General features: G+C 51.1%; 19 protein-coding genes and 4 tRNA genes. 3 read left to right on the top strand and 20 right to left on the bottom strand.

Going from position 1 to position 24803, the window contains the following annotated elements; all coding sequences use genetic code 11:
* Position 1: 1 nt before the first annotated feature.
* From Q4E64_RS04490 to alaS, 10 genes are all read right to left on the bottom strand, one after another.
* Positions 2-574: a hypothetical protein gene (locus Q4E64_RS04490; RefSeq protein WP_303166509.1), complete on the bottom strand. Its 573-nt coding sequence runs from the start codon at positions 572-574 to the stop codon at positions 2-4.
* 67 nt (positions 575-641) lie between these two features.
* A tRNA-Pro gene (locus Q4E64_RS04485) sits at positions 642-718 on the bottom strand.
* A gap of 97 nt (positions 719-815) precedes the next feature.
* Positions 816-1730 (bottom strand): homoserine kinase, encoded by a 915-nt coding sequence (gene thrB, locus Q4E64_RS04480; RefSeq protein WP_303166508.1) that lies wholly within the window; start codon positions 1728-1730, stop codon positions 816-818.
* 9 nt (positions 1731-1739) lie between these two features.
* Complete coding sequence (locus tag Q4E64_RS04475) at positions 1740-3044, bottom strand: homoserine dehydrogenase (protein WP_303166507.1); 1305 nt, start codon at positions 3042-3044, stop codon at positions 1740-1742.
* A 45-nt stretch (positions 3045-3089) separates the two neighbouring features.
* A complete protein-coding gene (locus tag Q4E64_RS04470; protein ID WP_368501514.1) occupies positions 3090-3536 on the bottom strand; it encodes an ACT domain-containing protein in 447 nt (148 codons plus the stop codon).
* Positions 3537-3675: 139 nt separating this feature from the next.
* Positions 3676-4305 carry a glycerol-3-phosphate 1-O-acyltransferase PlsY gene (gene plsY, locus Q4E64_RS04465; RefSeq protein ID WP_303166504.1) on the bottom strand — a complete coding sequence of 210 codons (630 nt, stop codon included), beginning with the start codon at positions 4303-4305 and terminating at the stop codon, positions 3676-3678.
* Between the two features lie 23 nt (positions 4306-4328).
* A complete protein-coding gene (gene der / locus Q4E64_RS04460; protein WP_303166503.1) occupies positions 4329-5657 on the bottom strand; it encodes a ribosome biogenesis GTPase Der in 1329 nt (442 codons plus the stop codon).
* A 175-nt stretch (positions 5658-5832) separates the two neighbouring features.
* The gene (locus Q4E64_RS04455) at positions 5833-6342 is read right to left on the bottom strand and encodes a cob(I)yrinic acid a,c-diamide adenosyltransferase (protein ID WP_303166502.1); all 510 of its coding nucleotides are present in this window, start codon (positions 6340-6342) and stop codon (positions 5833-5835) included.
* Positions 6343-6351: 9 nt separating this feature from the next.
* Positions 6352-7635 carry a DUF512 domain-containing protein gene (locus tag Q4E64_RS04450; protein WP_303166501.1) on the bottom strand — a complete coding sequence of 428 codons (1284 nt, stop codon included), beginning with the start codon at positions 7633-7635 and terminating at the stop codon, positions 6352-6354.
* A gap of 279 nt (positions 7636-7914) precedes the next feature.
* On the bottom strand, positions 7915-10533 hold the full coding sequence (alaS, locus tag Q4E64_RS04445) for an alanine--tRNA ligase (RefSeq protein WP_303166500.1): 2619 nt from the start codon (positions 10531-10533) through the stop codon (positions 7915-7917).
* A 266-nt stretch (positions 10534-10799) separates the two neighbouring features.
* Here alaS and Q4E64_RS04440 point away from each other — a divergent pair.
* The 3 genes from Q4E64_RS04440 (at position 10800) to Q4E64_RS04430 (ending at position 11041) form a co-directional block, all read left to right on the top strand.
* Positions 10800-10876, top strand: a tRNA-Pro gene (locus Q4E64_RS04440).
* A gap of 7 nt (positions 10877-10883) precedes the next feature.
* Positions 10884-10957 (top strand) — tRNA-Gly (locus Q4E64_RS04435).
* Positions 10958-10964: 7 nt separating this feature from the next.
* A tRNA-Arg gene (locus Q4E64_RS04430) sits at positions 10965-11041 on the top strand.
* A 398-nt stretch (positions 11042-11439) separates the two neighbouring features.
* Here Q4E64_RS04430 and Q4E64_RS04425 read toward each other — a convergent pair.
* From Q4E64_RS04425 to rimO, 10 genes are all read right to left on the bottom strand, one after another.
* Complete coding sequence (locus Q4E64_RS04425) at positions 11440-14517, bottom strand: autotransporter outer membrane beta-barrel domain-containing protein (protein ID WP_303166499.1); 3078 nt, start codon at positions 14515-14517, stop codon at positions 11440-11442.
* Positions 14518-15129: 612 nt separating this feature from the next.
* Positions 15130-15267: a hypothetical protein gene (locus tag Q4E64_RS04420; protein ID WP_303166498.1), complete on the bottom strand. Its 138-nt coding sequence runs from the start codon at positions 15265-15267 to the stop codon at positions 15130-15132.
* The gene (locus Q4E64_RS11450) at positions 15261-15410 is read right to left on the bottom strand and encodes a HEPN domain-containing protein (RefSeq protein ID WP_368501513.1); all 150 of its coding nucleotides are present in this window, start codon (positions 15408-15410) and stop codon (positions 15261-15263) included. Before Q4E64_RS11450 ends, Q4E64_RS04420 begins: the two co-directional genes overlap by 7 nt.
* Entirely contained in the window at positions 15355-16836 is a 1482-nt protein-coding gene (locus Q4E64_RS04415) for a tripartite tricarboxylate transporter permease (RefSeq protein WP_303166497.1), read from the bottom strand. Before Q4E64_RS04415 ends, Q4E64_RS11450 begins: the two co-directional genes overlap by 56 nt.
* Before the next feature lie 12 nt (positions 16837-16848).
* Complete coding sequence (locus tag Q4E64_RS04410) at positions 16849-17319, bottom strand: tripartite tricarboxylate transporter TctB family protein (RefSeq protein ID WP_303166694.1); 471 nt, start codon at positions 17317-17319, stop codon at positions 16849-16851.
* Between the two features lie 48 nt (positions 17320-17367).
* Positions 17368-18612 (bottom strand): methionine gamma-lyase family protein, encoded by a 1245-nt coding sequence (locus tag Q4E64_RS04405; protein WP_303166496.1) that lies wholly within the window; start codon positions 18610-18612, stop codon positions 17368-17370.
* Between the two features lie 20 nt (positions 18613-18632).
* The gene (hflX, locus tag Q4E64_RS04400) at positions 18633-20459 is read right to left on the bottom strand and encodes a GTPase HflX (protein ID WP_303166495.1); all 1827 of its coding nucleotides are present in this window, start codon (positions 20457-20459) and stop codon (positions 18633-18635) included.
* A 52-nt stretch (positions 20460-20511) separates the two neighbouring features.
* Positions 20512-22107, bottom strand: coding sequence for a DEAD/DEAH box helicase (locus tag Q4E64_RS04395; protein ID WP_303166494.1), 1596 nt, complete (start codon positions 22105-22107; stop codon positions 20512-20514).
* A 25-nt stretch (positions 22108-22132) separates the two neighbouring features.
* A complete protein-coding gene (locus Q4E64_RS04390) occupies positions 22133-23389 on the bottom strand; it encodes a competence/damage-inducible protein A (protein ID WP_303166493.1) in 1257 nt (418 codons plus the stop codon).
* Positions 23390-23420: 31 nt separating this feature from the next.
* On the bottom strand, positions 23421-24743 hold the full coding sequence (gene rimO, locus Q4E64_RS04385; protein WP_303166491.1) for a 30S ribosomal protein S12 methylthiotransferase RimO: 1323 nt from the start codon (positions 24741-24743) through the stop codon (positions 23421-23423).
* Between the last annotated feature and the right edge of the window lie 60 nt (positions 24744-24803).

The following is a 24803-nucleotide window of genomic DNA, read 5'->3' as shown; positions in this document are numbered from 1 at the left end:
ATCAATCCTCAATAGTTTCTTCCATATTTTGCGCCTCGTATAATTTGTAGGCTTCCAGAATTTGTTTTTTGATATAATCGGGTACGGGTATTTCCGTCTGCAGCTCTCCGCGCACAGTCACGCGAAAGGCCACGTTGTCGAACTTTTCCCCGCCATAGGTTTCACAGGTAAAGGAGGTACGCATAAATTCGTCCGTAAAAATGCAATCCTTCAGATAATGAGCCTTACGCTCCTTGTCCCAGGCGTCGTAAACGGCATACAGCCTACGCTGCGCCTCAACGGGGATATCCTCGCCTACAACTACAGTTCCCGTTTCTTCAATGGGCGTGCAGTCCATATTATGGTAAACGCTGCCGTCCTCCAGCTCGATATCCACGGTCAGCACGTAATCCTTTTCGGTAAAGCTGGCGCTTTTAATCTGCCATTTAGCCTGCCATTTAGCAATACATTCCTGGCAGATAAATTTAGTATCGCGGATATTCGTAGTCAAAAAGTTGTCGCGGTAATACAATTTTCCATCAGGCACAAAGGTATTGCCGCATTCGCTGCAAATGAGCTCTAAAGTACGAATCATGGGTAATGCCTCCAAAAATAAACGTAAAAAAAGCCTTTACGCAAACGTAAAGGCTATAGATCCGACATGGTCGGAGCGGCGGGATTCGAACCCACGACCTCTTCCACCCCAAGGAAGCGCTCTACCAAACTGAGCCACGCCCCGACTACTTTGGGTTGTTGCCATATCTTAGCAACGAATAAGATTATACTGCATTAAAATGCTTTTGTCAATACTTTACAAGTAAAAATCTTCAGATTATCTAAATAGCTTTTACGCCGTCAGTATCTAAATCAAGTATATGGTATACGCAATGTTCCCCTTTAGCGGCAAAAGCGCGCACCATAGCTTCTGCAATAGCCTGACAATCAGCTTCCGGCGCAGCGTACGCCATAACCGTGGAGCCTGCGCCGCTAATAATGGCGTTATAGGCTCCAGCTTCTTTGGCAGCGGCGAAGACATCGCCCAGACCCGGTATCAAATGCGCCCGGTACGGCTGGTGCAGCTTATCCTCCAGCGCCGCTCCTAAATACTGGTAATTACCGCTCAGCAGCGCGCCTACCAGCAGCGAAGCCCTGGAGGTGTTGAATACAGCGTCCTTATGAGCGATATTAGCCGGAATAGCCTGACGCGCCAATACCGTGGGCAGCTTGCTGTCAGGCACTACGGCGATAAATTTTAAAGGTCTGGCGGGCAGCAGGCGCAAGGAATGAGCCTTGCCGTTATCCATATAGCTGATGGTAAAGCCGCCGTAAATAGCGGGAGCCACATTATCGGGGTGGCCTTCGATATCCGTCGCTATACCCAGAAGCTCGTCCTTGGTATAATAATTGCCGCACAGGCAATTGGCAGCGTACAAGCCGGCGACAATGGCGCTGGAGCTGCTGCCTAAACCGCGGGACATGGGGATGCGGTTATGCATAGTTACTTTAAGGCCAATGCGCTGGCTATTGGCAGCCTTATTCCATACGCGCAGAAAGCTGGCAAAGGCTAAATTACGGCCGAAAGGCTTGAGATAATCCGCGCCCTCGCCTGTTACGGACAGCTGAAAGCCCTTGGTATCCGTTATTTCATAAGTTACTTCGTTATACAGAGTACATGCCAGCCCCAACGTATCGAAGCCGGGACCGCAGTTGGCAGAGGTAGCCGGAACCTGAATCGTTACTTTCTTCATCATGCCGCACCTCTAGGATAAGCTGCTGTCCTCAACGCGGATTACGCAGCTCACCTTCTCCACTACCGGCAGTACTTGCAGAATTTGCAGCGCCATTTGCAGATTAGATTCCGATACGCTGTGAGTAACAACAACGACCTCGGCCTTTTGTCCCAATACGCCATTGGTCTGCAAAACATTGCGCAGGCTGACGTTTTGTGCGCCGAAAGCGGCGGCGATAGCCGCTAAAGCGCCAGGCTGGTCCAGAACCTGCAAGCGGATATATGCAGGCGCGGACATTTTCTCCGGCGGGCACAGCTTCTTTTCCTTGAAGCAGGTGCAGCTGATACGTCCGTTGGAATGATATTGCATATTGCGGGCAATTTCGATAATATCGCCGCAAACGGAGCTGGCCGTAGGCAAACGTCCTGCGCCCAGACCCAGGAACATGGCTTCGCCGATAGCGTCGCCGTTGACGAAAACTGCGTTATATACGCCGTTGACGCCTGCCAAAGGATGGCTTAACGGCAGCATGGTAGGCTTAACGCAAGCCATTACGCCGTTTTCCGGATCATTTTTAGCGATAGCCAAAAGCTTGATGGCATAGCCTAAATTTTGAGCATACTTAATATCGCTGGCTTCAATGCTCTCGATGCCCTCTACCAGCACATCGTCCAGACTGATGCGGGTATTAAAAGCAATGGAGGCCAGAATAACGATCTTACGCGCCGCGTCAAGGCCGCCTACGTCAGCGGTGGGGTCGGATTCGGCATAGCCCTTTTCCTGCGCTTCCTTCAATACATCCTCATATTCCAAGTGTTCGTTGGACATTTTCGTCAGCATATAGTTGGTAGTGCCGTTGACAATGCCCATAACAGAATGGATAGTATTAGCGGCCATACTGGTTTTGAGCGGTTCGATAATGGGAATGCCGCCGCAAACGCTTGCTTCAAACATAAAATCGCAATGATGCTTTTCAGCCAGAGGAAACAGCTCGGAGCCGTAACGCGCCAATACGTCCTTGTTGGCTGTAACTACGTGCTTGCCGTTTTCAAAGGCCTGCGCGATATATTCCTTGGCCGGATGCTCACGGCCCAGCAGCTCGACGATAATATCGATATCCTTATCGTTCAGTACCTCCTCCGGCGCATCGGTAAAGATATATTGATCGCCGAATTCCTTTTGCCGCGCTTCTACGTTTCTATCCAAAATTTTTGTAATGCGAATAGGTTTGCCTACTTTTTGTGTAATAGCCGCAGCATTTTTCTCTAATACTTTAATAACGCCGCCGCCCACGGTACCGGCTCCTAAAAGACCGACATTGATAAAATCCTTCATAGCTTCCCCTCCAGCTTCATAATATTACAGCTTCTTTCAGGCTGATTATACCTGACCCAATACTTCCAGGCGCTTTACGCCGTCAATCATGCGCAGCTTATCCAGCAAGGCTTCCAGATCAACGGTCAAATGCTTGGTTTCAATGGAAATAGTGGTATTGGCCACGCCCTGCAAAGGAATCCCCTGGTTGATGGTCATAATGCTGCCGGACTCGTCGGCTACGGTATTCAGAACCTTGGACAGTACGCCAGATTTATGCTCCAGCAGCAGGGACAAGGTAATAATCTTTTCTTTGCTGGCTTCATAAAACGGAAAAACAAAATCCTTGTACTTATAATAAGCGCTGCGGCTGAGACCCATTTTTTCTACAGCCTCGTTAATCGTCTTGATTTCGCCTCTCTTGAGAATCTCTTTTACCTTAATAGTCTTTTTAATAGCTTCCGGAAGAATTTCTTCACGAACTAAATAAAATGTAGATTTTTCAGACATAATCCTGTCTCCCTTCTTTACGCAGAACTCTTTGTTTATTATAGCACTGTTTGTGTGAAAAGTACAAAGGTTTTTTGTGAAAAAAGACTGACAAAAAGATGTACTCAGCATCTCTCTGTCAGTCTTGATTTTACGATTAAAGTTACTTTTTCAGGTTGTTGGCGTTGCCCGGTTTAATCTTGCTTTCTGTACCGGACAGCAAGCGCCCGATGTTTTCCTTATGCCGCAGCACCACAAAAAAGCCTGCAATTGCGCCTAAAGCTATGTAGGCCGACGGATAGACAAAATACCAGGCCATAACGGGCGTACATACCGCGGCTACAATGGAGCCCAGGGAAACGTAGCGCGTTACCAGCACCAACGCCAGCCAGATGAGAAAGACCGTGCCCGCTACCTTAGGCATCAAAAATACTAACAGGCCCAAACCCGTAGCCACGCCCTTGCCGCCCTTAAAGCCCAGGAAAACCGAATAATTATGTCCTAAGAGCGCGCCCAGGGCCGTCGCCACATCCAACACCGGATTATGAAACAAATAGCTTACCAGAGCTACTGCCGCTATACCCTTGAGCATATCGCACAGCAGCACCAAAACAGCTGTCTGCGGGCCTACGGTGCGAAACACATTGGTCGTGCCAATATTTTTGCTGCCATACTCGCGTATATCAATGCCATGAATGGCCTGCACCAGCCATAGGCCGCTGGGAATAGAGCCGCATAAATGTCCCAGCACAAAGCCCATTAAATAATGGACAACCCCTACTTCATTAAACATTAAAAATCACCTGTCTTTAGCCGTTATTCGTCCTCGTTTTTGCCGCGAATGATCATTTGAATCGGCGTACCCTCAAAACCAAAGGCTTCGCGCAGCTTGTTTTCTAAATAACGCTGATAGGAAAAATGCATAATCTCCGGCTCGTTGACGAAGATAACGAATGTGGGCGGTTTAATCTTAACCTGCGTTACATAAAGAATCTTCAAGCGCTTGCCCTTTTCTGTCGGCGGCGGGTTAATAGCCACAGCGTCCTCGATAACCTGATTAAGAATGCTGGTAGAAATACGCATAGCGTTTTGCTCGGCCACATAGGAAATAACCTCCGGCAGGCGGTGGATACGCTGCCTGGTAACGGCGGAAACGAAAACGCAGGGCGCGTACTGCAAAAATACCAGCTCCTTGCGCAAGGTTTCCGTATAGCGCAGGGTAGAACTGTTATCCTTTTCATACAAATCCCACTTATTAACCACCAGAATAATGGCCTTGCCTGCCTCATGGGCATAGCCTACGATACGCTTGTCCTGCTCGGTAACGCCTTCTACGGCGTCGAAAACCATGAGCACTACGTCGCTGCGGTCAACAGCGCGCAGAGAACGCATAACGCTGTATTTTTCAATGGGTTCGTCCACCTTGGCCTTCCGGCGCATACCGGCAGTATCGATAAAAAGATATTTCTGCCCATTGCGTACTACGGGAGTATCGATTGCGTCGCGGGTAGTGCCGGCAATATCGCTGACAATGGAGCGCTCCTCGCCTACCAGCGCATTAAAAATAGAGGATTTGCCCACATTGGGACGACCGATAAGCGCTACCTTGATTTCGTCCTCATCGTCCAGCTCGCTTTGCAGCTTATTACTGGGGAACTTAGCGACCACTGCATCCAGCAAATCGCCTAAGCCCAAATGGTTGGACGCGGACACCGGAATCGGTTCGCCAATGCCCAGATTGTAAAATTCAAAAGTATTCATCTCCTGCTTGGGAGAATCAGACTTATTAACGGCCAAAACAATTGGTTTCTTCGATTGACGCAGCATACGCGCCACGTCGGCGTCCTCAGTAGTAATGCCGCTGCGGGCGTCGCAGACGAACAGGATAACGTCCGCCTCCTGAATAGCGATCTGCGCCTGCTGGCGAATGGACACGGCGATAGCGTCGGCGTTCATAATCTCGATGCCGCCTGTATCCACCATCATAAATTCGTGGTCCAGCCATTCGGCCGTCGCATACAAACGGTCGCGGGTAACGCCCGGCGTATCCTCCACAATGGATATCCTGCTGTTGGCAAAAATATTGAACAAAGTCGATTTGCCAACATTAGGACGTCCTACTATCGCAACAATAGGTTTTCCCATAATACGTTTCCTCCATAATAATATAAATTTCGTAATCTATCCAGCAAAGTAATGTAAAATCTTTGTTATACAGACTGAAAAGAAAGCGTTAGAGACGAGGAAGGGCGACGACGGCGTATAATAATACTCCTGGGAGCCCTGACGAAATATATAATGCTTTACTTTCAGTCTGAAATCAGTGGTCGATGCCGTTGCGCGAAGCAACCCCCTTATGGAAGTAATGCTTGACCTCCTGCATATCCGTTACCAAATCGGCAATTTTCAGCAGCTCCGCCGGTGCGCCGCGGCCAGTAGCAATAATCTCCAGCGTATGGCTGTGTTGCCGCAGAAATTCGCAGACTTCGCCAACCGGCAGCATATTTGTCGCCAGCACGATGTTCAGCTCGTCCAGAATAACAATATCGGCCGCCCTTTGGGCAATAGCGTTTTTGGCTTCCTCCCAGCCTGCACGGCACAGCTGCAAATCCACAGGATCGGGATTGCGGAAATTAACGAAAGCGTCGCGTCCTACCTGCTTCAAGGTAAAGCCCGGCAGCAGCCGCGCCGCTCTGGCCTCGCCGTAGGCAGGATCGTCTTTAAGAAAGGACAGCATCAGCGTCTTTAAGCCGTAGCCTGCGCCCCGCAGCGCCACGCCTAAAGCGGCAGTAGTCTTGCCCTTGCCAGTACCTGTATATACCTGCAGCATAGTACCACCTTATCTTTCCAATAGTAAATGCAAAAGCTCCCTGGCGCCCTTAGCCAGCTCCACCCTGCCGGGATAGGCCTGCTTGAACTGCTCCAAGGATTTATCGTCTAAAAACAGCTGATCGTTATTTAAAACCACGGCGGGCAAAATAATACGCTGCTCCTGTACGGCGTTTAAGATATCGCCCGCAGTCAGCAGGCCGGTGACGTTAACCTTACCGCCAAAGAATAAATTAGGCACGGCCGCAAAACGGTGCTGAGCGCCGAAACTGCGGTTAAACTTTTCCATCAGCGGCTGCAGCACCTGATAAGCGCTCTCGCCCACAGGAATTACCGCCGGAGCCGTAGGCTTCCAGCCACGCAGCTTGCCGCACTCCTCGTGCCATTCGTCCACAAAGCTGCGGGTCAGGCCAATGCCGTTTTCCAGCTGCGGAAAGCCGTCGTACCATGCGGCAGGAGGCACCTCCCTGCCTGCCAGAAGATAAAATTCGTCGCCTAGATAAATAAAGGACTTGCCCGTTTCTTCCCGGCATTGCTTTTGCCAAAGAGCAGCCTGGTCTACAATTGCCGCCGCTTCCTCTTTCGTAAAAGTACGCAGGGGGTGCAGCGCTTCCCTGTGCTTTGTCAAGCCTACCGGCACGACCGCCATCGTCAATACCGAAGGATGCAAAGCGTATAAATCGGCAAAGCTTTTAGCCAATACTTCCCCATCATTGTAGCTTGGGCAGCAAACGATCTGCGTATGCACCTGAATACCGGCGTCAAATAAACGCCGCAGCTTGGGCATCAGCTCACCGGCAAAACGATTCTTCATCATCTGACAGCGCACTGCCGGGTCGGTAGCATGCACCGATACATATAAAGGCGTCATATGGGTGCTGATAATACGCTCAAAATCAGCGTCCCGCATGTTGGTCAGCGTAATAAAATTGCCGTATAAAAAGGACAGGCGGTAATCGTCGTCGCGCACATACAGACCGGGACGCATACCGGGAATCATCTGGTCGACAAAGCAAAAGAGGCACTTGTTATAACAGGTGCTAACCTTGTCAAAAACTGCCGCTTCAAACTCCAAGCCCAAATCCTCATCAGGATATTTATCAATATGCAGCTGACGGCGCTGGCCGTCGGAGCCTTCCAGCTCCAGCTCCACAGCATAGTCAGAAGTATAAAAGCTTAATTCAATAATATCTTTAACCTGTACGCCGTCCACAGTAAGCAGCTTATCGCCGGGCTGAATACCGGCCTGCTCTGCCAAGCTGTTTTTGCGCACGCCACTAATAAGTCCTACCATGACAACTCCTATTACAAGCTGCCGGCCAGGGCGTAAAAGCCCGTAAACCAGCTAAAAAATCGCATAATAATCCCTTGAGAAACAAATCGTCATTAAATTATATCATATATTGCCTGTAATTTCCATAGTCTTGTAAAGAGCCGCATACTTTATCTGTTTTACTAAAAGCAAAAGTGTTGGATTACAAATTATTGCCGTCAAAGGCGCCAACAAACAAAAGATATAGAAAATAGCCTCATCCGTTCTTAACAACAGATGAGGCTATAAATAATCCCTATTTTATTTCAACATACCTTCAACGATACCGGCTGCCGCAGCCAAAGCTTCGTCCAGCTTAGCCACGTCCTTAGCGCCGGCCTGAGCCATATCGGGACGGCCGCCACCGCCGCCGCCGCACAACTTAGCCACAGCCTTAACGATATTGCCGGAATGCGCGCCCTGAGCGATGGCATCTTTGGTAGCCATAGTCAGAATGCTTACCTTCTCGCCCATCACAGCAGCCAAAACCACTACGCCGCCAACCTTATCGCGCATTTTATCGCCCAGGCTGCGCAGTGCGTCAACGCTGTCGGCCTGCACCTTCTGTACCAGCACGGGCACGCCCTTAATTGTTTGTACCTGGTCTGCCACGCTGCTTACCTGCGCTTTGGCAATTTCAGCAGCCAATTCCTCGGCCTTCTTCTGAGTGGCCTTCAGCTCGCATTGCAGCGCCGCCAGACGGTCGGGCACATCACAGCAGCGGCATTTCAAATCTGCCGCCAGGGCTTTAACCATGTCCTCTATAGAGTCAATATGCGCCACAGCGCCATGACCGGTAACAGCCTCGATGCGGCGCACGCCTGCGCCGCTGCTGCCCTCGCTGACAATCTTGAACACGCCAATCTGAGCCGTATTGCTTACATGGCTGCCGCCGCAGAATTCCATGGAGAAGCTCGGCACGGTAACTACGCGCACAATCTTGCCGTATTTTTCGCCAAAAAGCGCCATTGCGCCCTTCTTCTTGGCTTCCTCGATGGGCAGCTCTTCTATTTCCACAGTCTTGCCTGCCAAAATCTGCTCGTTGACGATGCTTTCCACTTCCTTCAATTCAGCGTCCGTAACCTGGGAGAAGTGGGAGAAATCGAAGCGCAGACGGTCCGGCCCAACATAGCTGCCGGCCTGGTTGACATGGCTGCCCAAAACCTGCTTCAAAGCGGCGTGCAGCAAATGGGTTGCCGTATGGTTGCGGGCAATATCCATCTTACGCGCTTTATCTACGGCAAAGCTTACCTCGTCGCCCTCGGCAACAACGCCTTCCGTTACCTGGCCCACCATAATAACTGCGCCGTCGGGCAGCTTTTTCGTAACGGTTACGTCGATAACGCCGGTAAGAGCAGTAATGGTGCCGACGTCGCCCAGCTGGCCGCCGCCCTCGGCGTGGAACGCGGTAACGTCGCAGATAACTGCCACCTCTGTTCCGTCCTCAGCGCTGGCGATGGGCTGCGCATCATGGGCAGGATACAGTTTAACGATTCTAGCCGCAGCTGCGCTTTCGTCCACCTTCAAAGCTGGCACGTCGATACCGTTGGTATTATAAACCACGGGACGACCGGCCTTATCGTTGCGGGCGTCGCGAGCCATCTGGCGCTGAACCTCTAAAGCTGCGTTAAAGCTTGCCTTATCCATAGTCAGGCCCTGCTCCTCCAAAATTTCTTCCGTCAGCTCCCACGGAAAGCCGAATGTATCATTTAATCTAAAGGCAGTAGCGCCGTCCAATTCAGTTTTGCCTGCTTCCTTCAGCTTGGCAATTTCTTCGTTCAGCAGCTCGCAACCTTGCTTCAAGGTACGCAGGAAGCTGGTTTCTTCCATGTCGATAACCTTTTGGATATAATCGCGTTTTTCTTCCAGATTGGTGTAAACGTGGCCGAACATGCCGATAACCACATCCACAGCGCCAGCCAGGAACTTATCGTTAATGCCGATCAAACGGCCATGGCGTACCGCGCGGCGCAGAATGCGGCGCAATACGTAGCCGCGGCCCTCGTTGGAAGGCAGAATGCCGTCGCCAATCATAAAGGTCATGCTGCGCGCATGGTCGGCAATAACCTTCAAGGATACGTCGATATCCTTATCCTTGCCATACTCCACGCCGGACACCTTGCAGGCATATTCAATAATCGGGAAAATCAAATCGGTTTCAAAATTAGAGGGCTTGCCTTGAATAACGCTGGCTAAGCGCTCCAAGCCCGCGCCGGTATCTATGTTCTTGCTTTTCAGCGGCGGATAGGTGCCGTCGGGCATCTGGTTAAATTGGGTGAACACCAAATTCCACAGCTCTAGGAAACGGTCGCAATCGCAGCCTGGCCCGCAGGTCGGCTTGCCGCAGCCGCGCTCGGGTCCTAAGTCGATATGGATTTCGCTGTCCGGACCGCAGGGACCGCTGCCAATCTCCCACCAGTTATCAGCCAAACGTACAATGCGCTCATCGGGAACGCCTACGCTGCGCCACAGCTCATAGGCTTCGTCATCCTCAGTGTGAATGGTAATCCACAGCTTATCGGCTGGCAATTCCAATTCTTTAGTCAAAAATTCCCAGCTCCAGGGAATAATTTCCTTCTTAAAATAATCGCCAAAGGAAAAATTGCCCAGCATTTCAAAATAAGTATGATGGCGGGCAGTACGGCCTACGTTTTCAATATCGCCGGTGCGCACGCATTTTTGACAGGTAGTAATACGCGGAGATGGCGGCTTCATCTTGCCGGTGAAAAATGGCTTAAAGGGCGCCATACCTGCGCCAATAATCAACAGCGTCGGGTCGTCCTGCGGAATAAGGGACGCGCTCGGCAGCATTAAATGACCTCTGTCCTGGAAAAATTTTAAAAATCTTTCGCGGATTTCGTTGCCAGTCATGTATTTCATAATCTTTTCTTCGCTCCTTCATTAAATAATCAGCCAAGGCTTGCCAAGCCGTTGACTTCAGCCTAAAATATAACAACGCATATAAAAAATTATATAGTTTTTACAGATTAAAGTCAACGCTAAAATCTTGTATTCATGTTACAATAAAGGAACTGCCGTCGGCAACAGCTTATTGCGCTAAGCCGTTATTACGATATAACGGCTTCGCCACATATGATAAATTTCTTGACTAAAGCAAAGCTCTATGGTAAAATATTTTTTGTGTTCGGGGTGTAGCGCAGTTTGGTAGCGCACCTGCCTTGGGAGCAGGGTGTCGCAGGTTCGAATCCTGCCACTCCGACCAGCAGACTGCGGGTGTAGTTTAGTGGTAAAACCTCAGCCTTCCAAGCTGATGTTGTGGGTTCGATTCCCATCGCCCGCTCCAATTTTTTGGTCCAGTAGCTCAGTAGGATAGAGCAACGGCCTTCTAAGCCGTGGGTCGGGGGTTCGAATCCCTCCTGGATCACCAGTAAGCAAACCCTTGAAAGCACCGTGTACAGCGGCTTTCAAGGGTTTTTCTGTTTTCTAAAGCACTTTTCACAATAACCTAATTTAATTGATTTTTAGAGTGTTTTTTCTTTCCGTTGCCCCCACGTTGCCCCCCATTTTTAGACAGTATTTTTAACGATTTACTGCGTAAACAAGAACCGCTCCAGCAACGCACCAAGCTAAATTTCGCTGCCGCCTAATCCTACTTTGCGTCCGCTGCTGCTCTGCGGCGAACGTCTGCAACGATGCGTTGGCAGTCTGCAATAAGGTCTCCTGCGCTCGCGAGCTGAGTTTCAATTCTTCCAGCTGCCGCGTCAGCTCCGCCGACTGCTCCCGCGCCTGCGTCAATGCTGTCTGCGACGTCTCCTGTTTTTTTGCTTAGAAGCTCCAGCGCACGCCTGCGTTCCACTGCCACGGCGTTGCCACGTCGCCGCCGTAGGTTTTTTCTATATCAAAATACAAATGCGCCGCTTCGCTGAAGTTGATGTTCGTACCGACGCCGACCTCCCACCAGCCGCCGCCGAGGTCTTGCTCAAAGCGTTTGTTCTGCCGACCGTAGCTGTAGCGCACGTCGGTCTCGCCGTCAAAATCGTACAGATAGGATGCCCGCAGGTAGACGTTGCCTTTGTTTTTAGCCAAATTTTTGCCTAAAGCGAAGCCCAAACGCCCTACCAAGCTGTCCATGCCATCTTGACGCACCCTGACACCGTTATTCGTAAGATATTCGCCACTGCTTACTCTGCCGTAAGTCAGTTCCACCTGCGGTTCTATCCACAAACCGCTCTTTTGCGTAAAGCGCTTGCCGTATTCCGCGCTCAGGCTATAGCCGTTGGTATCGAAATCGCCTTTACCCGCGCCACCGTATACTTCATACTCGTGTTCCAAACGCGCATAGCGGGCGATGAGGTCGATAAAGCTGCCGTCGTCGTTCAGACGGCTGCCGTAAACCGCCAAGCCCTTATGTTTGTTTTCGCCCTTACCGCTGCGGAAGCTACTTTCGGCGTCCGTATAGGTCAGCGCTGCGCCCACTGTCCAGTGCTTGTCGCTGCTCAGCTTTTCATCGTAGCCTAATTGATAAGCGTTGTACTGGTTCTTAATATTTTGGTTGCCGTATTTGCTTTCGCCGCGGGTCATGCGCACCCACACGCCGTGCTCGCCGGCGCTGTCGCGCAGCTCTCCCAGACGCTTATTCATATCGTTATTCTCCTGCCGCCAGGTCATGAGGGCGATAGACGCCATCTCGCTGATACCTTGGTTGGAATTGTTAACGCCTTCTTTTACACTGGCAGTAATAATATGGTTAGCACCGTCGGTTTCGCCGTACAAAGCGCCCAAAATTTTACCGGCAGGCGCAATAACGGTTTTGCTTTGGCCGTTCTGCGTGCTGTTCACAGATGCGGTATAAGCCAAAGCCTGCAAGCCTGCTTCCACATTATCAACCTCAAAGGTGTCCGTCAGCTGGCTGTCGCCGGTAACGGTCACGCCGCTGCCGTCCATTTTATCGATAACCACCTGCTCCGGCGTCAAAGAGGCTACATTGATTTTTAAATCATTGCCGGTAAATTCTTGAACCGCAATTTGTTTTTCCTTACCGGACTGCAAAGCGAAGGTCAGTTCTTCGCCGCTCATAGTCGTTGTGGACAAAGAACCGCCGTCGCTGACTACCGTACCGCCCTCGGTCATAGCTAAAGTTTCAGATTTAAAAGCAGCGGCTGCGCCTAAAGCGACGGCTTCCGTACCGCTGACATCTTTTGCGGTAAACTTAGAACTGTCCGCCAAAGAAATTACACTCGCGCTTACGTCGTTAGCGGTAAAGCTTGCGGATTTATCCAAAGCGATTGCTTTTTCGACAGAAACAGTATCAGCATTAGTAGAAAGTGCGGCGCCAGCGCCCACGCCGACGCTGGTAAATTCATATTCTGTATTTTTCAAAGCGAAATCGCCATCAGACAATACAGTCAGATTCTCTACATTAAAGCCACGACTTTCTTTGAAAGTGCCATCTGTTTGTTCAATACCATCCACACCATTTAAAACAGCAAGGTTTGTAGCATAAAGTTCACCCTGATTAACAAATTCAGAGTTAATTATCAGATTTTCGATAGTTTCTTTTTCTGCATTTTTAGCCATAATGCCAACAGACTCACCGCTATAACTGCTGGTAATCACCTGATTTACAAGTTGTCCATCACCCTCAATTACGATTGCCTCGCCATCTAAACTATCCAAGAATAAACGGTCCCTATTTTCAAAAATCGGCATACCATTAGAAGAATCAAAAATTAACTTTTTATGAACCGTAACGACAGAATTTCCGTATCCGCTCGCTCCCGAATCCTTTTCACCTATAATACTTGCCCAACTATTACCACTATCATCAACATAATTACCAATAACTAATTCATTAACTTCAATGGTACTCTCTCCATTCTCAATGTAGTAAGACACAAAACCTTCCTTAGCAACTATTTTATCTGCTTTTATATGTCCTCTATTATCAATAAATCCAGCCACAAGTTCGTTTGCAGTTAAAACAGACTGACCATAATAGTAATTATTATCCAAAGTCAAAATTCCAACTACATCTATATCTGCCAAACCTTTATTTTCATTCTTCCAAATAGCAGCGTTAGCAGTCGATAAAGTTAAGTCCTTATCTATTTTTAAAAACCCTTTTGTTGCATATATAGTACCCGTGTTTTGCAGGCTACCACCTATTGACGCTGTGCCATTATAAGTTAATTCACCAGTATTATAAACCGAAGTTTTTAATTCATTATTAACAATAAGCTGTGCATTGTTTGTAGTTGTAACTATCACAAAATTATTGTCACCGCCAGTAATTGACCCTACTTCAGCAAGGCCAGAATTATTTTCAAATCCGCCATTTTTACCTATAACAAAAGAAGCTTGTCCCGCCTCCAGTGTTCCTCCCGGAGTTTTCATATAACCATTAGTAAAGCCATTAGCAACCGTAACAGTAACGCCATCAGCAATAACTATCTTAGCGCCATTTGCATTATATAATGATGAATAAGTATAATTAGCAACTTGAGTAGTCCCCGAAAAGCTCGTGTCACCATTTATTTTTAATGTAGCTTCCTCATCATTCCTAAACGCACCTGTAAATTCTCCTTCTTGAATAGATATTACAGCTCCGCTACCTGAATTTAAAACTAAATTCTCAGCAGTAAAATTAACCACATTTTCTATTTTGCCGTAGTTGATAACGCCGTAAGCGTTTCCTCCGCTATCATTAGTATTTCCTTTAACGCTGATATCATATCCTGCACCATCTAACGCAGCACTGTTATTTACGTTCAATCCGTCTGTATAGGTTTTATTTTCTGTCAAAGGAGTATCACTACTAACCACATCGTATGCCCACGCGCTACACGGCATCGCCAGCAGCAAGCCCAAGGTTATAGCTTTCGCTAAAATTTGTTTTCGTTTCATGTACATCCAACCCTTTCCTCATAAAAATTTTTATATGTGTGGTCAGCAGCTTAAAAATGCCTGACCTACTATTAACGGCTAACCCTCTTGCAGCTCAAATGATATTGGGCTGCGTGCTTGCAACATTATTGCATTGTCCGCTTACAAATAAAGAACTTTCCCCTTAACCAGCCTTTTTTGCCTCGCTTTTTGCGGCGGTGAAAAAAGCGTTGTTTACCTCGCTTTTCAAAAGCGAGTGGCTTTCTTGTCACTTCTTTGGCCATCCAAAGAAGTGAATTAAAACGCACTAACATTCGGTAGAACTCTTTAGTAAAAAATACACCTGCACTTCGTCACTATATCGTTATTGTATCATACTTGTACCCCCCCACAAGACCCTTTAGGTTTCTCCTGTATATTTATTTTTTCAGCGCCCTCTGCACACTAAACCTCGTCCACACCATTTTCATATACCTTAACAGCAAACTACAAAAGCAATTAATCCAAAACGCAAAAAACTCGATGACCGCTTCCCTGCTATCAGAGAAGTTCGTCATCGAGTTTTAGAGTTTAGATTTTTATTTTATTTTCCAATTTCAGATACAGCCCAATCAAACAGCGCTTGAGCACTTTTTAAGCTTTTACAGTTTGCTGCTCTGTAATATGCCATTCACCAAGATAGCGAACATTTACCCCATACGGTGTTAACATATCTGCATAATCCCAAAATTCATCTTTTATGGATGTATACTTTTTCATTTGATTCAACAAAATTCTAAATCATGTATCTTTGGAATTCCGCCTTGGCTTTCTTTCGCTATTATAATAGCTTTTAGCGCTTTCTCGGCAGCCTGCTGGCTAAGCTTTTTTAAACAGTCTGCCCAACACCGGCGACAGCAGCGACAGGGCCGCAGCAGCCAGGAAGAACAGGCACAGAGGCCGCTCGTAAAAGATACTGAAGCTACCGTCGCTCATAATCAGCGAACCGACAAAATTCTGCTCCGCCATGCCGCCTAAAATGATACCGATGATGATAGCCGACATGGAAAAGCCCAGCTTATTGAGGAAATAGCCGATAAAGCCACTGACCACCATTAAGTACACGTCGTTGACGGAATTATTGTAGGAATAAGTACCCACAAAGGTCATCATCACGATAATGGGCAGCAGGATATGAATCGGCACGTTGACTACTTTGGTAAACAGGCGAATCAGGCTGAAGCCCATCAAGCCCATAATCAGGTTGGCCAGCAGCAGGCCGATGAATATAGCGTACACGTCCGGCGCTTTTTCCACAAACAGCAGCGGTCCGGGCTGCAAGCCCTGCACCATCAGCGCACCCATCATAATGGCTGTCGCGCCGTCGCCGGGAATGCCCAGCGTCAGCACGGGTATAAATGCGCCGCCGGATACGGCGTTATTCCCCGCTTCGGACGCCACAATACCTTCCGGTTCGCCGTTGCCGAAATTACTGCCGTGCCTGGACCAGCGCTTAGCCTGGTCATAGGACACAAAGGAGGCGATGTCGCCGCCCGTACCGGGTACGCAGCCGATAAAGGTACCGATGGCCGAAGACCGCAGCAGCGTCGTAAAAACGCGCTTAATATCCGCCAACGACGGCAGCACGCGGTCGATAAGCATATGCTGCTCGCTGCGCTCGTGGTGGTAATATTCTTCGATGCTGCCCAACACCTGGGCAAAGGCAAAAACGCCGATAAGCACGGGAATAAAGGATACGCCGCCCAAGAGATAGGTGGTGTCCAACGTAAAGCGAATCGTTCCCGTCATATCATCAATGCCGACGGTAGCCAGAAACAGGCCGATAAGGCCGCCCATAATGCCCTTGATGACGCTGCCGGAGGATACGCTGGTAATAATGCTCAAGCCAAAAATCGCCAGCGCAAAATATTCCGGTTTGGAAAATTGCAGCGCTACCTTCGCCAGCTGGGGCGCCAATAAAATCAAGCACACGGTGCTGAACACGCCGCCGAAGGTGCTGGCCATGGTGGATAAACCTAAGGCGCGTCCCGGCTGCCCCATTTTCGTCGCCATGGGATAGCCGTCCAGCGTAGTCGCCACCGATGCGGGCGTACCCGGCGTTTTGAGCAGAATGGCGCTGATGCTGCCGCCGTAAATAGCGCCGCAATAAATGCCCAAAAGCATCAAAATCCCGCCGATGCCATGAAAGGTAAAGGCCAGCGGAAAGAGCAGCGCCAGGCCCATATTCACGCTGAGGCCCGGCATACAGCCGAAAGCAATGCCCACCAGCACGCCGAAGAAAAGTCCTAACAGGTTGAGAGGAACGAAGATCATATTTAATGCAGTAATAACGTCGCCCATAAGTATGACCTCCTATTCCAAAAATACGGACTGCGGCATGGACGTATGCAGCAAAAGTCCGAACACAAGATAAATAAATACCAAAGTCAGCGCCGCCGTCAGGGCGATAACCTTCTTATTGCGGTAATCCATCAGCCGCATAACGGCGGCAATCAGGAGCGCAGCCGCCGGATAAAAGCCCAGCAGGTTCATCAGTGCGCAGAAGATTACCACCAAGCCCATCATCATATAGACGCGCTTGTTAGCCGTGGTCGTCAGGTTCACCCGCTGGCCGGACAGGTCGGTCTTGTTGCTGAAAGTGTACAGCAATAAGCCCACTGCCGCCGCCAGCAAAGCGCAGCCCAGGCTGAAGGGCCAAAAACCCGGCCCCGGCCCGTTTTCGGTAAAGCTCAGCGGAAATTCCGCAGCAGCCAGCATAATCAGCCCGCCGATAACAGCTCCTGCCAAACCCACAATATAATTACAGACGGTCATATTATTCATCACAATCAACCTCTTATAAACATATTTCTCAGATACGCACGGCGCAGCTTACAGGCCTGCTTTCTCCCCTACCCGCTTAGCTGCCGCCATAATAGCCAGCCTGCCGTGCTCAAAGGTGAGCCCGCCCTGGAAAAAGACGTTATAGGGCTCGCGACATGGCCCGTCGGCGCTCAGTTCGATGGAAGCGCCCTGCACGAAAGTACCCGCCGCCATAATAATATCGTCCTGATAGCCCGGCAGCGGCGAAGGCACCGGCTCCACATGGGCGTCCACCGGCGAATTGCTCTGCACGGCTACGCAAAAATCGCATAAACGCTGCTTGCTTTCCAGCGTAATAGCCTGAATGATATCGCTGCGGCGTTCCTGGGGCAGCGGCTTTACAGCGTAGCCCAAACCTTGGAAAACAGCCGCTGCGAAGATAGCGGTCTTAACGGCCTGCACCACGATATGCGGCGCTAAAAAGAGTCCCTGATAAAATTCCCGCGCCGTATCGCCCAAAGTAGCGCCCATTTCGCCGCCCAGTCCGGGAGCGGTCAGACGGTAGGAGGCGTTTTCTACCAAATCTGCTCGGCCTACGATATAGCCGCCGGTAGGAGCCAGACCGCCGCCCAAATTCTTAATCAGCGAACCGGCCATCAAATCAGCGCCGACCTCCGTCGGCTCCTGCTTTTCGATAAATTCGCCGTAGCAGTTGTCCACGAAGCAAATAACCTTGGGATTAGCTTCCTTGGCTGCCTGACAGATGCGGCCGATTTCCGCCACGTCGATGGTTTTGCGCTCGCTGCTGTAGCCGCAGGAACGCTGGATATGCACCATGGTGGTTTTGTCGGTCACGGCTTTTTTCATAGCCTCTAAATCCACATGGCCGCCCGTCATAGGCAGCTCCTTATAGGTCACGCCCAAATCCACCAGGCTGCCCGGAGTTTTTACTGGATAGCCGATAATAGTCTGCATGGTATCGTAGGGCGCGCCGGTAACAGCTACCAGCTCGTCCCCCGCCCGCAGGTTGCCCAAAAGCGCCACCGCCAAAGCGTGAGTGCCGCTGACAAATTGGGAGCGTACCAAAGCCGCTTCCGTTTTAAACAGCTCGGCGTAAATAAGATCCAGCTTATCGCGGCCCACGTCGCTGTAGCCGTAGCCCGTAGTAGGCTTTAAATAATAATCGGAAACCATATTATGACGAAAAGCGGCGATAACCTTTTCCGTATTATACAGCGCCGCCGCTTCCAGCTCCGGCGTGTGCTCAGCCACCGCCGCCAGAGCCGCTTGTTCAAGTGCTTGATAATCGATCAAAATACTTCACCTTACATAAATTATTTTTGCAGATATTGCTCAAATGCGCTTACCTGCTCTGCCTCCAGACGCACCTTCAGCAGCGTGCCCTCGGCCAGATATTCCTGTTCCAGCACCGTGCCCGCCTCGTGCAGACGCGCAGCGGCGGCAGAATCGCTGTAGGGAATCAAAAAGCTTGCTTCCACTGCCTTCAGCTTCAGATTTTCGGCAATCAGCTCCAGCAGCACATCCAGATTAACGCCGCTCTTGGCGGAAATGCAGACGCTGTTTTCCTCCTTAGCCAGGCGTTCCGGCAGACCGGATCCCTCCGGCAGCTTATCGATTTTATTATAAACGGTAATGATGGTTTTATCTCTGGCGCCCAGCTCGTCCAGCACCTGATACACGGCGTTGCTCTGCTCCTTGTACAGCTCGTGGCTGACGTCGATAACGTGCAGCAGCACGTCGGCCTCCACCACTTCTTCCAAGGTGGACTGGAACGCCGCCACCAGCTGATGGGGCAAACGCTGAATAAAGCCTACGGTATCGGTCAGAATGGCCTGCTGCTTATGGGGCAGCTCCAGTTGGCGCGTCGTAGGGTCAAGGGTAGCAAACAGCTGGTCTCTGGCGTAAATATCCGAATTGGTCAGCGTATTGAGCAGCGTGGATTTGCCGGCGTTGGTATAGCCTACGAGGCTTACCGTAGGCACGCTGGCCTTAGCCCGCCCTGCCCGGTGCAGCGTGCGCACGTTCTTCACCTTGCCGATACACTCCTTAATATAAGCGATACGGTCGCGGATACGCCGCCTGTCCACCTCCAGCTTGGTTTCGCCGGGGCCGCGGGTGCCGATGCCGCCGCCTAAACGGGACAGGCTCAAGCCCTTGCCCATAATGCGCGGCAGAGTGTATTGCAGCTGCGCCAGCTCTACCTGCAGCTTGCCTTCGTTGGTACGCGCCCTCTGCGCGAAGATATCCAGAATCAGCGCCGTGCGGTCCAGCACGCGCACGCCCATAGCCTGCTCGATATTCCGCTGCTGCGCCGGCGACAGCTCGTCGTCAAAAATGCACAGGTCGACGTTTTCCTGCTGCACATACAGCGCCAGCTCCTGCACCTTACCCTTGCCGATGAAAAAGGCCGGGTCGGGCTTGGGCCGCTTCTGCAAAAATTTAGCCACGACCTGCGCCCCGGCAGTATCTGCCAGCTGCTTCAATTCCTCAAGGGAGTCCTCCGCCGTCCAGCCGATGCTGCTGACGCCGCCGCCATATTCCATACCTACCAGAATGGCTCGTTCCGCGCTTTGCGCCAGGCTGGAACTGCCGCTTTGCTTTTCCAGAATGCGCTCCACCATTGCCGCCAGATTGGGGAAGAAAATGCTCTCCGCCTGCTCCAGCGCCAGCGGTCCGTAGCATTCCGTCTGGTACTGCTCGTTATCGTCCATGCTGGTAATCATGCCGAAGCTCAGCGTGGATTGGGCAAAGTCCGGCGCAGTAACGCCGATGGCGACCATAGCGTCGAAACGGTTATTTTTCAGCGCCGAAATATCCACGCCGCTCAAGGCAGGATTGCCGTTGGGATGGGTGTGAACGCAGCGCACGCCGCTTAAACGTCCGGCGCCGCGGCGTCCCTCGATGGGCGGCAGCTCCACGCTTTGGTCGTCGCCTACGGCCACGGCCAGCACCTGGCCGCTGCGGCTGATGTAAACGGATACCTCGCGGTTGATAAAATCCGTAATATCCGCTAGCTTCAGAGCCAGCTCCGCCGTGACCAGCTGCCCCGCGTCCAGGCGCAGCTCATATAGAGTTTTCAGTTCTTCGATAACGGAATTTCTGATGCCCTTCAGATTACCGTAAATATTATTCTGTGCCATAGCGGCACCTCCATGCTATTTTCTCGCTGCCGAAAAAGCCAACTATCAAGAATCAGCGGCGCTCTCTTACCCGCGCAGGCTCAATGTTCACCTTGTAGCCCTTGATAAAGTTCTTGTGCATAGCGCCGATAACCTTTTCCGCTACGTCCTCCGGCACCTCGACGAAAGTAAATTTATCATAAATATTGATCAGGCCGATATCGCGGGCGGGAATATCCGCCTCGATGGCGATAGTGCTGACAATATCCTTGACCATAATCTTCTGACTGCGGCCGATATTCATAAACAGGCGCACCATGCCGGGACGCCCGCCGGTGTTCTGCAAATCCATAGCCAGCGTATCCTCCTGCGGCGCTTCCAAGGCCTTATTGCCCTCCTGCATCAGCTTAATAGCCGCGGCGGCAACCTCCTCGGCGGAATAATCGTCCAGCAGGCTTTCGGCAATGGGCATGTAATCGTGATAAGCGTTAAGCTCCAGCACCGTTTGCATCTTGCTGATAATCTGGTCCCGCTGGCGCTCGATAACATTAGCCGCAGTCGGCAGCTGGCGGCGCTGAATTTTGGTCTTGACCATGCGCTCGATAAGCTTCAGCTGGCGGAATTCACGCGGCGTGATAAAGGTCATCGCCACGCCCGTATTGCCTGCGCGGCCCGTGCGGCCAATGCGGTGCACATAGCTTTCCGGATCCTGAGGAATATCAAAATTGATAACATGGGTAATATTATCCACGTCGATGCCGCGGGCGGCTACGTCCGTAGCGATGAGCACGTCCACTGCGCCCTCGCGGAATTTCTTCATTACGCGGTCGCGCTGGTTCTGGCTCAAATCACCGTGCAGGCCCTCGGCCATATAGCCGCGGCTGGACAAGGCGATGGATAAATCGTCCACGCCCTTCTTCGTGCGGCAGAAAATAATCAGCTTGCCGTCGATTTCCGCATCCAGCAGGCGGCACAAGCCTTCGATCTTATCCTTAGTTTCAAAATAATACTGCTCGATCAGCGGTACGGTCAGCTCTTCCTTGGAAATAGTTACATTCTTCGGCGCTTTCATGTACTTTTTGGTCAGGCTCAAAATAGGACGGGGCATGGTTGCGGAAAAGAGCAGCGTCTGACGCTCCGTCGGCAGCGCGCGCATAATCTCCTCGATATCGTCCACAAAGCCCATATCCAGCATTTCATCGGCCTCGTCCAGCACTAAAAACTTAATGTGGTCCAGCTTAATCGTACCGCGGTTAATATGGTCGATCAAACGGCCGGGAGTGCCGATGACGATTTGCACGTTATTTTTCAGCGCACGAATCTGGCGTTCGATGGGCTGCCCGCCGTAAACCGGCAGCGCGCGCACGCGGCGGGTGCGGCCGATCTTGCCCACCTCTTCGGCCACCTGAATAGCCAGCTCGCGGGTCGGGCACATAATCAAAGCCTGAATATGCTTAAAATCATCGATGGACTGTACCAGGGGAATGCCGAAGGCGGCAGTTTTGCCCGTACCCGTCTGGGCCTGACCGATAACGTCGTTACCCTCCAGCACCAGCGGAATCGTGGCAGCCTGAATGGGAGACGGCTCCTCAAAGCCCATTTCCGTCAGTGCCGCTACGACCTTTTTATCCAGTTCCAGTTCACCAAACATTTCTTTTTGTGTTGTCATCAATAAAATTCCTCCGCTCAGAAGCTTACGCTTCCTTATTCTTCTTTTCTTCCTTTAATTTATCAATAGCCATGGAAATAGCGGCCAGCGCTATCCGCAGCTTATTTTCTGTTCTCGTTGAAGCGAAACGATGCTCCTGACAATACACCACGTCCTCCGTAGCCACGGCGATATACACAAGCCCCACCGGCTTGCCCTCGCTGGCTCCGGGCCCGGCGTTACCGGTAATGCTAACGCCTAGATCGCTGCCCAGCAGACGACGCACGCCTACGGCCATTTCGCAGGCCGATTCCCTGCTTACGGCTCCGTAACGATTCAAGGTATCCTGCTGCACGTTGATGAGCTTGTTTTTCGCCATATTGGTATAAGTCACTACGCTGCCCAGCAGGTATTCGCTGCTGCCCGGCACGTCCGTAACCAGGCTGCTGGCCAGACCGCCGCTGCAGGATTCCGCAAAAGCGATGGTTTTGCCCTGCTTGAGCAGCTCCTGACCCAAGCATGCAGCCAAGGTGGCGTCATCCACGCCGTAAATATATTCGTCGACATACTGGCGCACCTGCTGCTCGCAGACGTCCAGCATAGCCTTAGCCTGCGCTTCGTCGGCAGCCTTAGCAGTTAAGCGCAGCAAAATTTCGCCGTAGCGGGCATACAAGGCTATGGTGGGATTGCTTTGGGCCACAATTAAAGCGTCCAGCTTTTCCGCCGCCAACGATTCGCCCAAGCCGCGCAAATGCAGCGTGCGGGACAAAATCACGCCATGGTCTGCAAAGCGGCGCAGCAAGCGGGGCCACAGCTGCTTTTCGCACACGTCGACCAACTCGGAGGGAGGCCCCGGCAGCAGAATAAAAAGCTTGCCCTGATATTCCAGCCACAGTCCCGGCGCAGTTCCCACATCATTCTGCAATATTTCCGCTCCCAACGGCACATAGGCCTGCTTATCGTTATTAGCAGGGCGATCAACGCCCTTCTTAGTAAAATAAGCGTCGATGCGTCCCCAGGTGTCCAAATCGAGATAGCTTTCCGTATGGCACACCCGCATTACCATCTCTTTGGTAATGTCGCCTCGAGTAGGCCCCAGCCCGCCGCTGGTAATGATAATATCGGCGCGCTCCATGGCCTTTTCCAGCACCGCCTGCATACGCTCCGGGTTATCGCCCACCGTAGTGTGGTACAAAACGTCGAAGCCCATGCTGTTCAGCCTGCGGGAAAGATACTGCACATTAGTATTGAGAATTTCGCCCAGCAGCAGCTCAGTTCCTGTCGTTATGATCTCTGCCCTCATTTTCATCCCTCCAGCCGTAAAGAAGCGTCTTTTACTGCTCCTGCTCAGCCACCATTTCGTAAGTAAAGCCCTGTAAAATGCGAACCTTTACCATCTGTCCAATCTCCAGCTCTCCGGCATTTTCAATAAAAATGGTGCCGTCGATTTCCGGAGCCTCGTGCTGGCTGCGGCCATAGGCCAAACGCTCCTCGTCGAAGCCCTCGACCAGAACCTCCAGCACCTCGTTCTCCCTCTCCCGGTGAATTTCCTCCGAAATACCGGCCTGTAACGCCATCAGCTCGTGATAGCGGCTTTCCTTAATTTCCGGCGCAATCTGGTTTTCCATATCGCCTGCCACCGTGCCCTCTTCCTGGGAGTATTGGAACACGCCGGCGTTTTCAAAGCGCTGCCGCTCTACAAAATCCAGCAGCTCGGCAAAATCCCCGTCCGTTTCACCGGGGAAGCCCACAATGAAGGTCGTCCTGATAGTAATGCCGGGTATGCGGGTACGCAGCTTTTGCAGCAGCGTTTCCACCTGCGCCCGCGTATCATAGCGGTTCATGCTGGCCAGCAGATTATCGCTGGCGTGCTGCAGGGGAATATCGATATATTTGCACACCTTGTCCAAAGAGGCAAAAGCGTCGATAAGCTCGTCGGTAAAATTATTGGGATACAGATACATAACCCGTATCCAGCGGATGCCCTCCAAATCGTTCAAATCGCGCAGCAGCTGGGGCAGCAGCAGCTTGCCGTATAAATCCTCGCCATAGCGCGTAGTATCCTGCGCCACTACGATAAGCTCCTTAACGCCGCTGGCAGCCAGGGCTCTGGCCTCCGCCATAACCTCCTCGTAAGGACGGGACGTATAAGGGCCGCGCAGCTGGGGAATGATGCAGTAGGAGCAGCAGTTATCGCAGCCCTCGGCAATCTTCAGATATGCCATATAGCTGGGCGTAGTCAGCATACGCGGCGGCAGCGGTACGTTCTTGCTTTCCAGCTTGCGCAGGTGCTTCAAGCGTTTACCCTGCATTACCTGGTCGATAACCCAGCCGATATCCGTAAAGCAATCGGTGCCGACAATAGCGTCCACCTCCGGCATACTCTCGAACAAATCGTCAGCATAGCGCTGGCCTAGGCAACCGGTCATCACCAAATATTGGCAACTGCCGTTCTTTTTATATTCTGCCATCTGTAAAATCGTGCCGATGGATTCCTCCTTGGCGCTTTCGATAAAGCCGCAGGTATTGACGATAATCAGATCCGCTGCCGCCGGGTCATTAGTGATGTCCAGCTGCTTTTCGCGGATAAGCCCCAGCATTACCTCTGAATCCACAAGATTTTTAGGACAGCCAAGGCTGACCATACCTATTTTCATTCTGTATCCTCCTCGTATAATATATTCAGAAGCGAAAAAACAGCTTCTATAAATTAATAT

The sequence above is a fragment of the Phascolarctobacterium sp. genome, from assembly GCF_030531065.1.
Lineage (GTDB): Bacteria > Bacillota > Negativicutes > Acidaminococcales > Acidaminococcaceae > Phascolarctobacterium_A.
Note: the sequence above shows the minus strand (reverse complement) of the source record. Positions and strands in the feature narration are given on the sequence as shown.

Excerpts from the sequence above, each read along its gene's own strand:
- Q4E64_RS04490 (WP_303166509.1), bottom strand. The coding sequence starts at position 574 with ATGATTCGTACTTTAGAGCTCATTTGCAGCGAATGCGGCAATACCTTT.
- thrB (WP_303166508.1), bottom strand. The coding sequence starts at position 1,730 with ATGATGAAGAAAGTAACGATTCAGGTTCCGGCTACCTCTGCCAACTGC.
- Q4E64_RS04475 (WP_303166507.1), bottom strand. The coding sequence starts at position 3,044 with ATGAAGGATTTTATCAATGTCGGTCTTTTAGGAGCCGGTACCGTGGGC.
- plsY (WP_303166504.1), bottom strand. The coding sequence starts at position 4,305 with ATGTTTAATGAAGTAGGGGTTGTCCATTATTTAATGGGCTTTGTGCTG.
- der (WP_303166503.1), bottom strand. The coding sequence starts at position 5,657 with ATGGGAAAACCTATTGTTGCGATAGTAGGACGTCCTAATGTTGGCAAA.
- Q4E64_RS04455 (WP_303166502.1), bottom strand. The coding sequence starts at position 6,342 with ATGCTGCAGGTATATACAGGTACTGGCAAGGGCAAGACTACTGCCGCT.
- Q4E64_RS04450 (WP_303166501.1), bottom strand. The coding sequence starts at position 7,635 with ATGGTAGGACTTATTAGTGGCGTGCGCAAAAACAGCTTGGCAGAGCAG.
- alaS (WP_303166500.1), bottom strand. The coding sequence starts at position 10,533 with ATGAAATACATGACTGGCAACGAAATCCGCGAAAGATTTTTAAAATTT.
- Q4E64_RS04425 (WP_303166499.1), bottom strand. The coding sequence starts at position 14,517 with ATGAAACGAAAACAAATTTTAGCGAAAGCTATAACCTTGGGCTTGCTG.
- Q4E64_RS04415 (WP_303166497.1), bottom strand. The coding sequence starts at position 16,836 with ATGGGCGACGTTATTACTGCATTAAATATGATCTTCGTTCCTCTCAAC.
- Q4E64_RS04410 (WP_303166694.1), bottom strand. The coding sequence starts at position 17,319 with ATGAATAATATGACCGTCTGTAATTATATTGTGGGTTTGGCAGGAGCT.
- hflX (WP_303166495.1), bottom strand. The coding sequence starts at position 20,459 with ATGGCACAGAATAATATTTACGGTAATCTGAAGGGCATCAGAAATTCC.
- Q4E64_RS04395 (WP_303166494.1), bottom strand. The coding sequence starts at position 22,107 with ATGACAACACAAAAAGAAATGTTTGGTGAACTGGAACTGGATAAAAAG.
- Q4E64_RS04390 (WP_303166493.1), bottom strand. The coding sequence starts at position 23,389 with ATGAGGGCAGAGATCATAACGACAGGAACTGAGCTGCTGCTGGGCGAA.
- rimO (WP_303166491.1), bottom strand. The coding sequence starts at position 24,743 with ATGAAAATAGGTATGGTCAGCCTTGGCTGTCCTAAAAATCTTGTGGAT.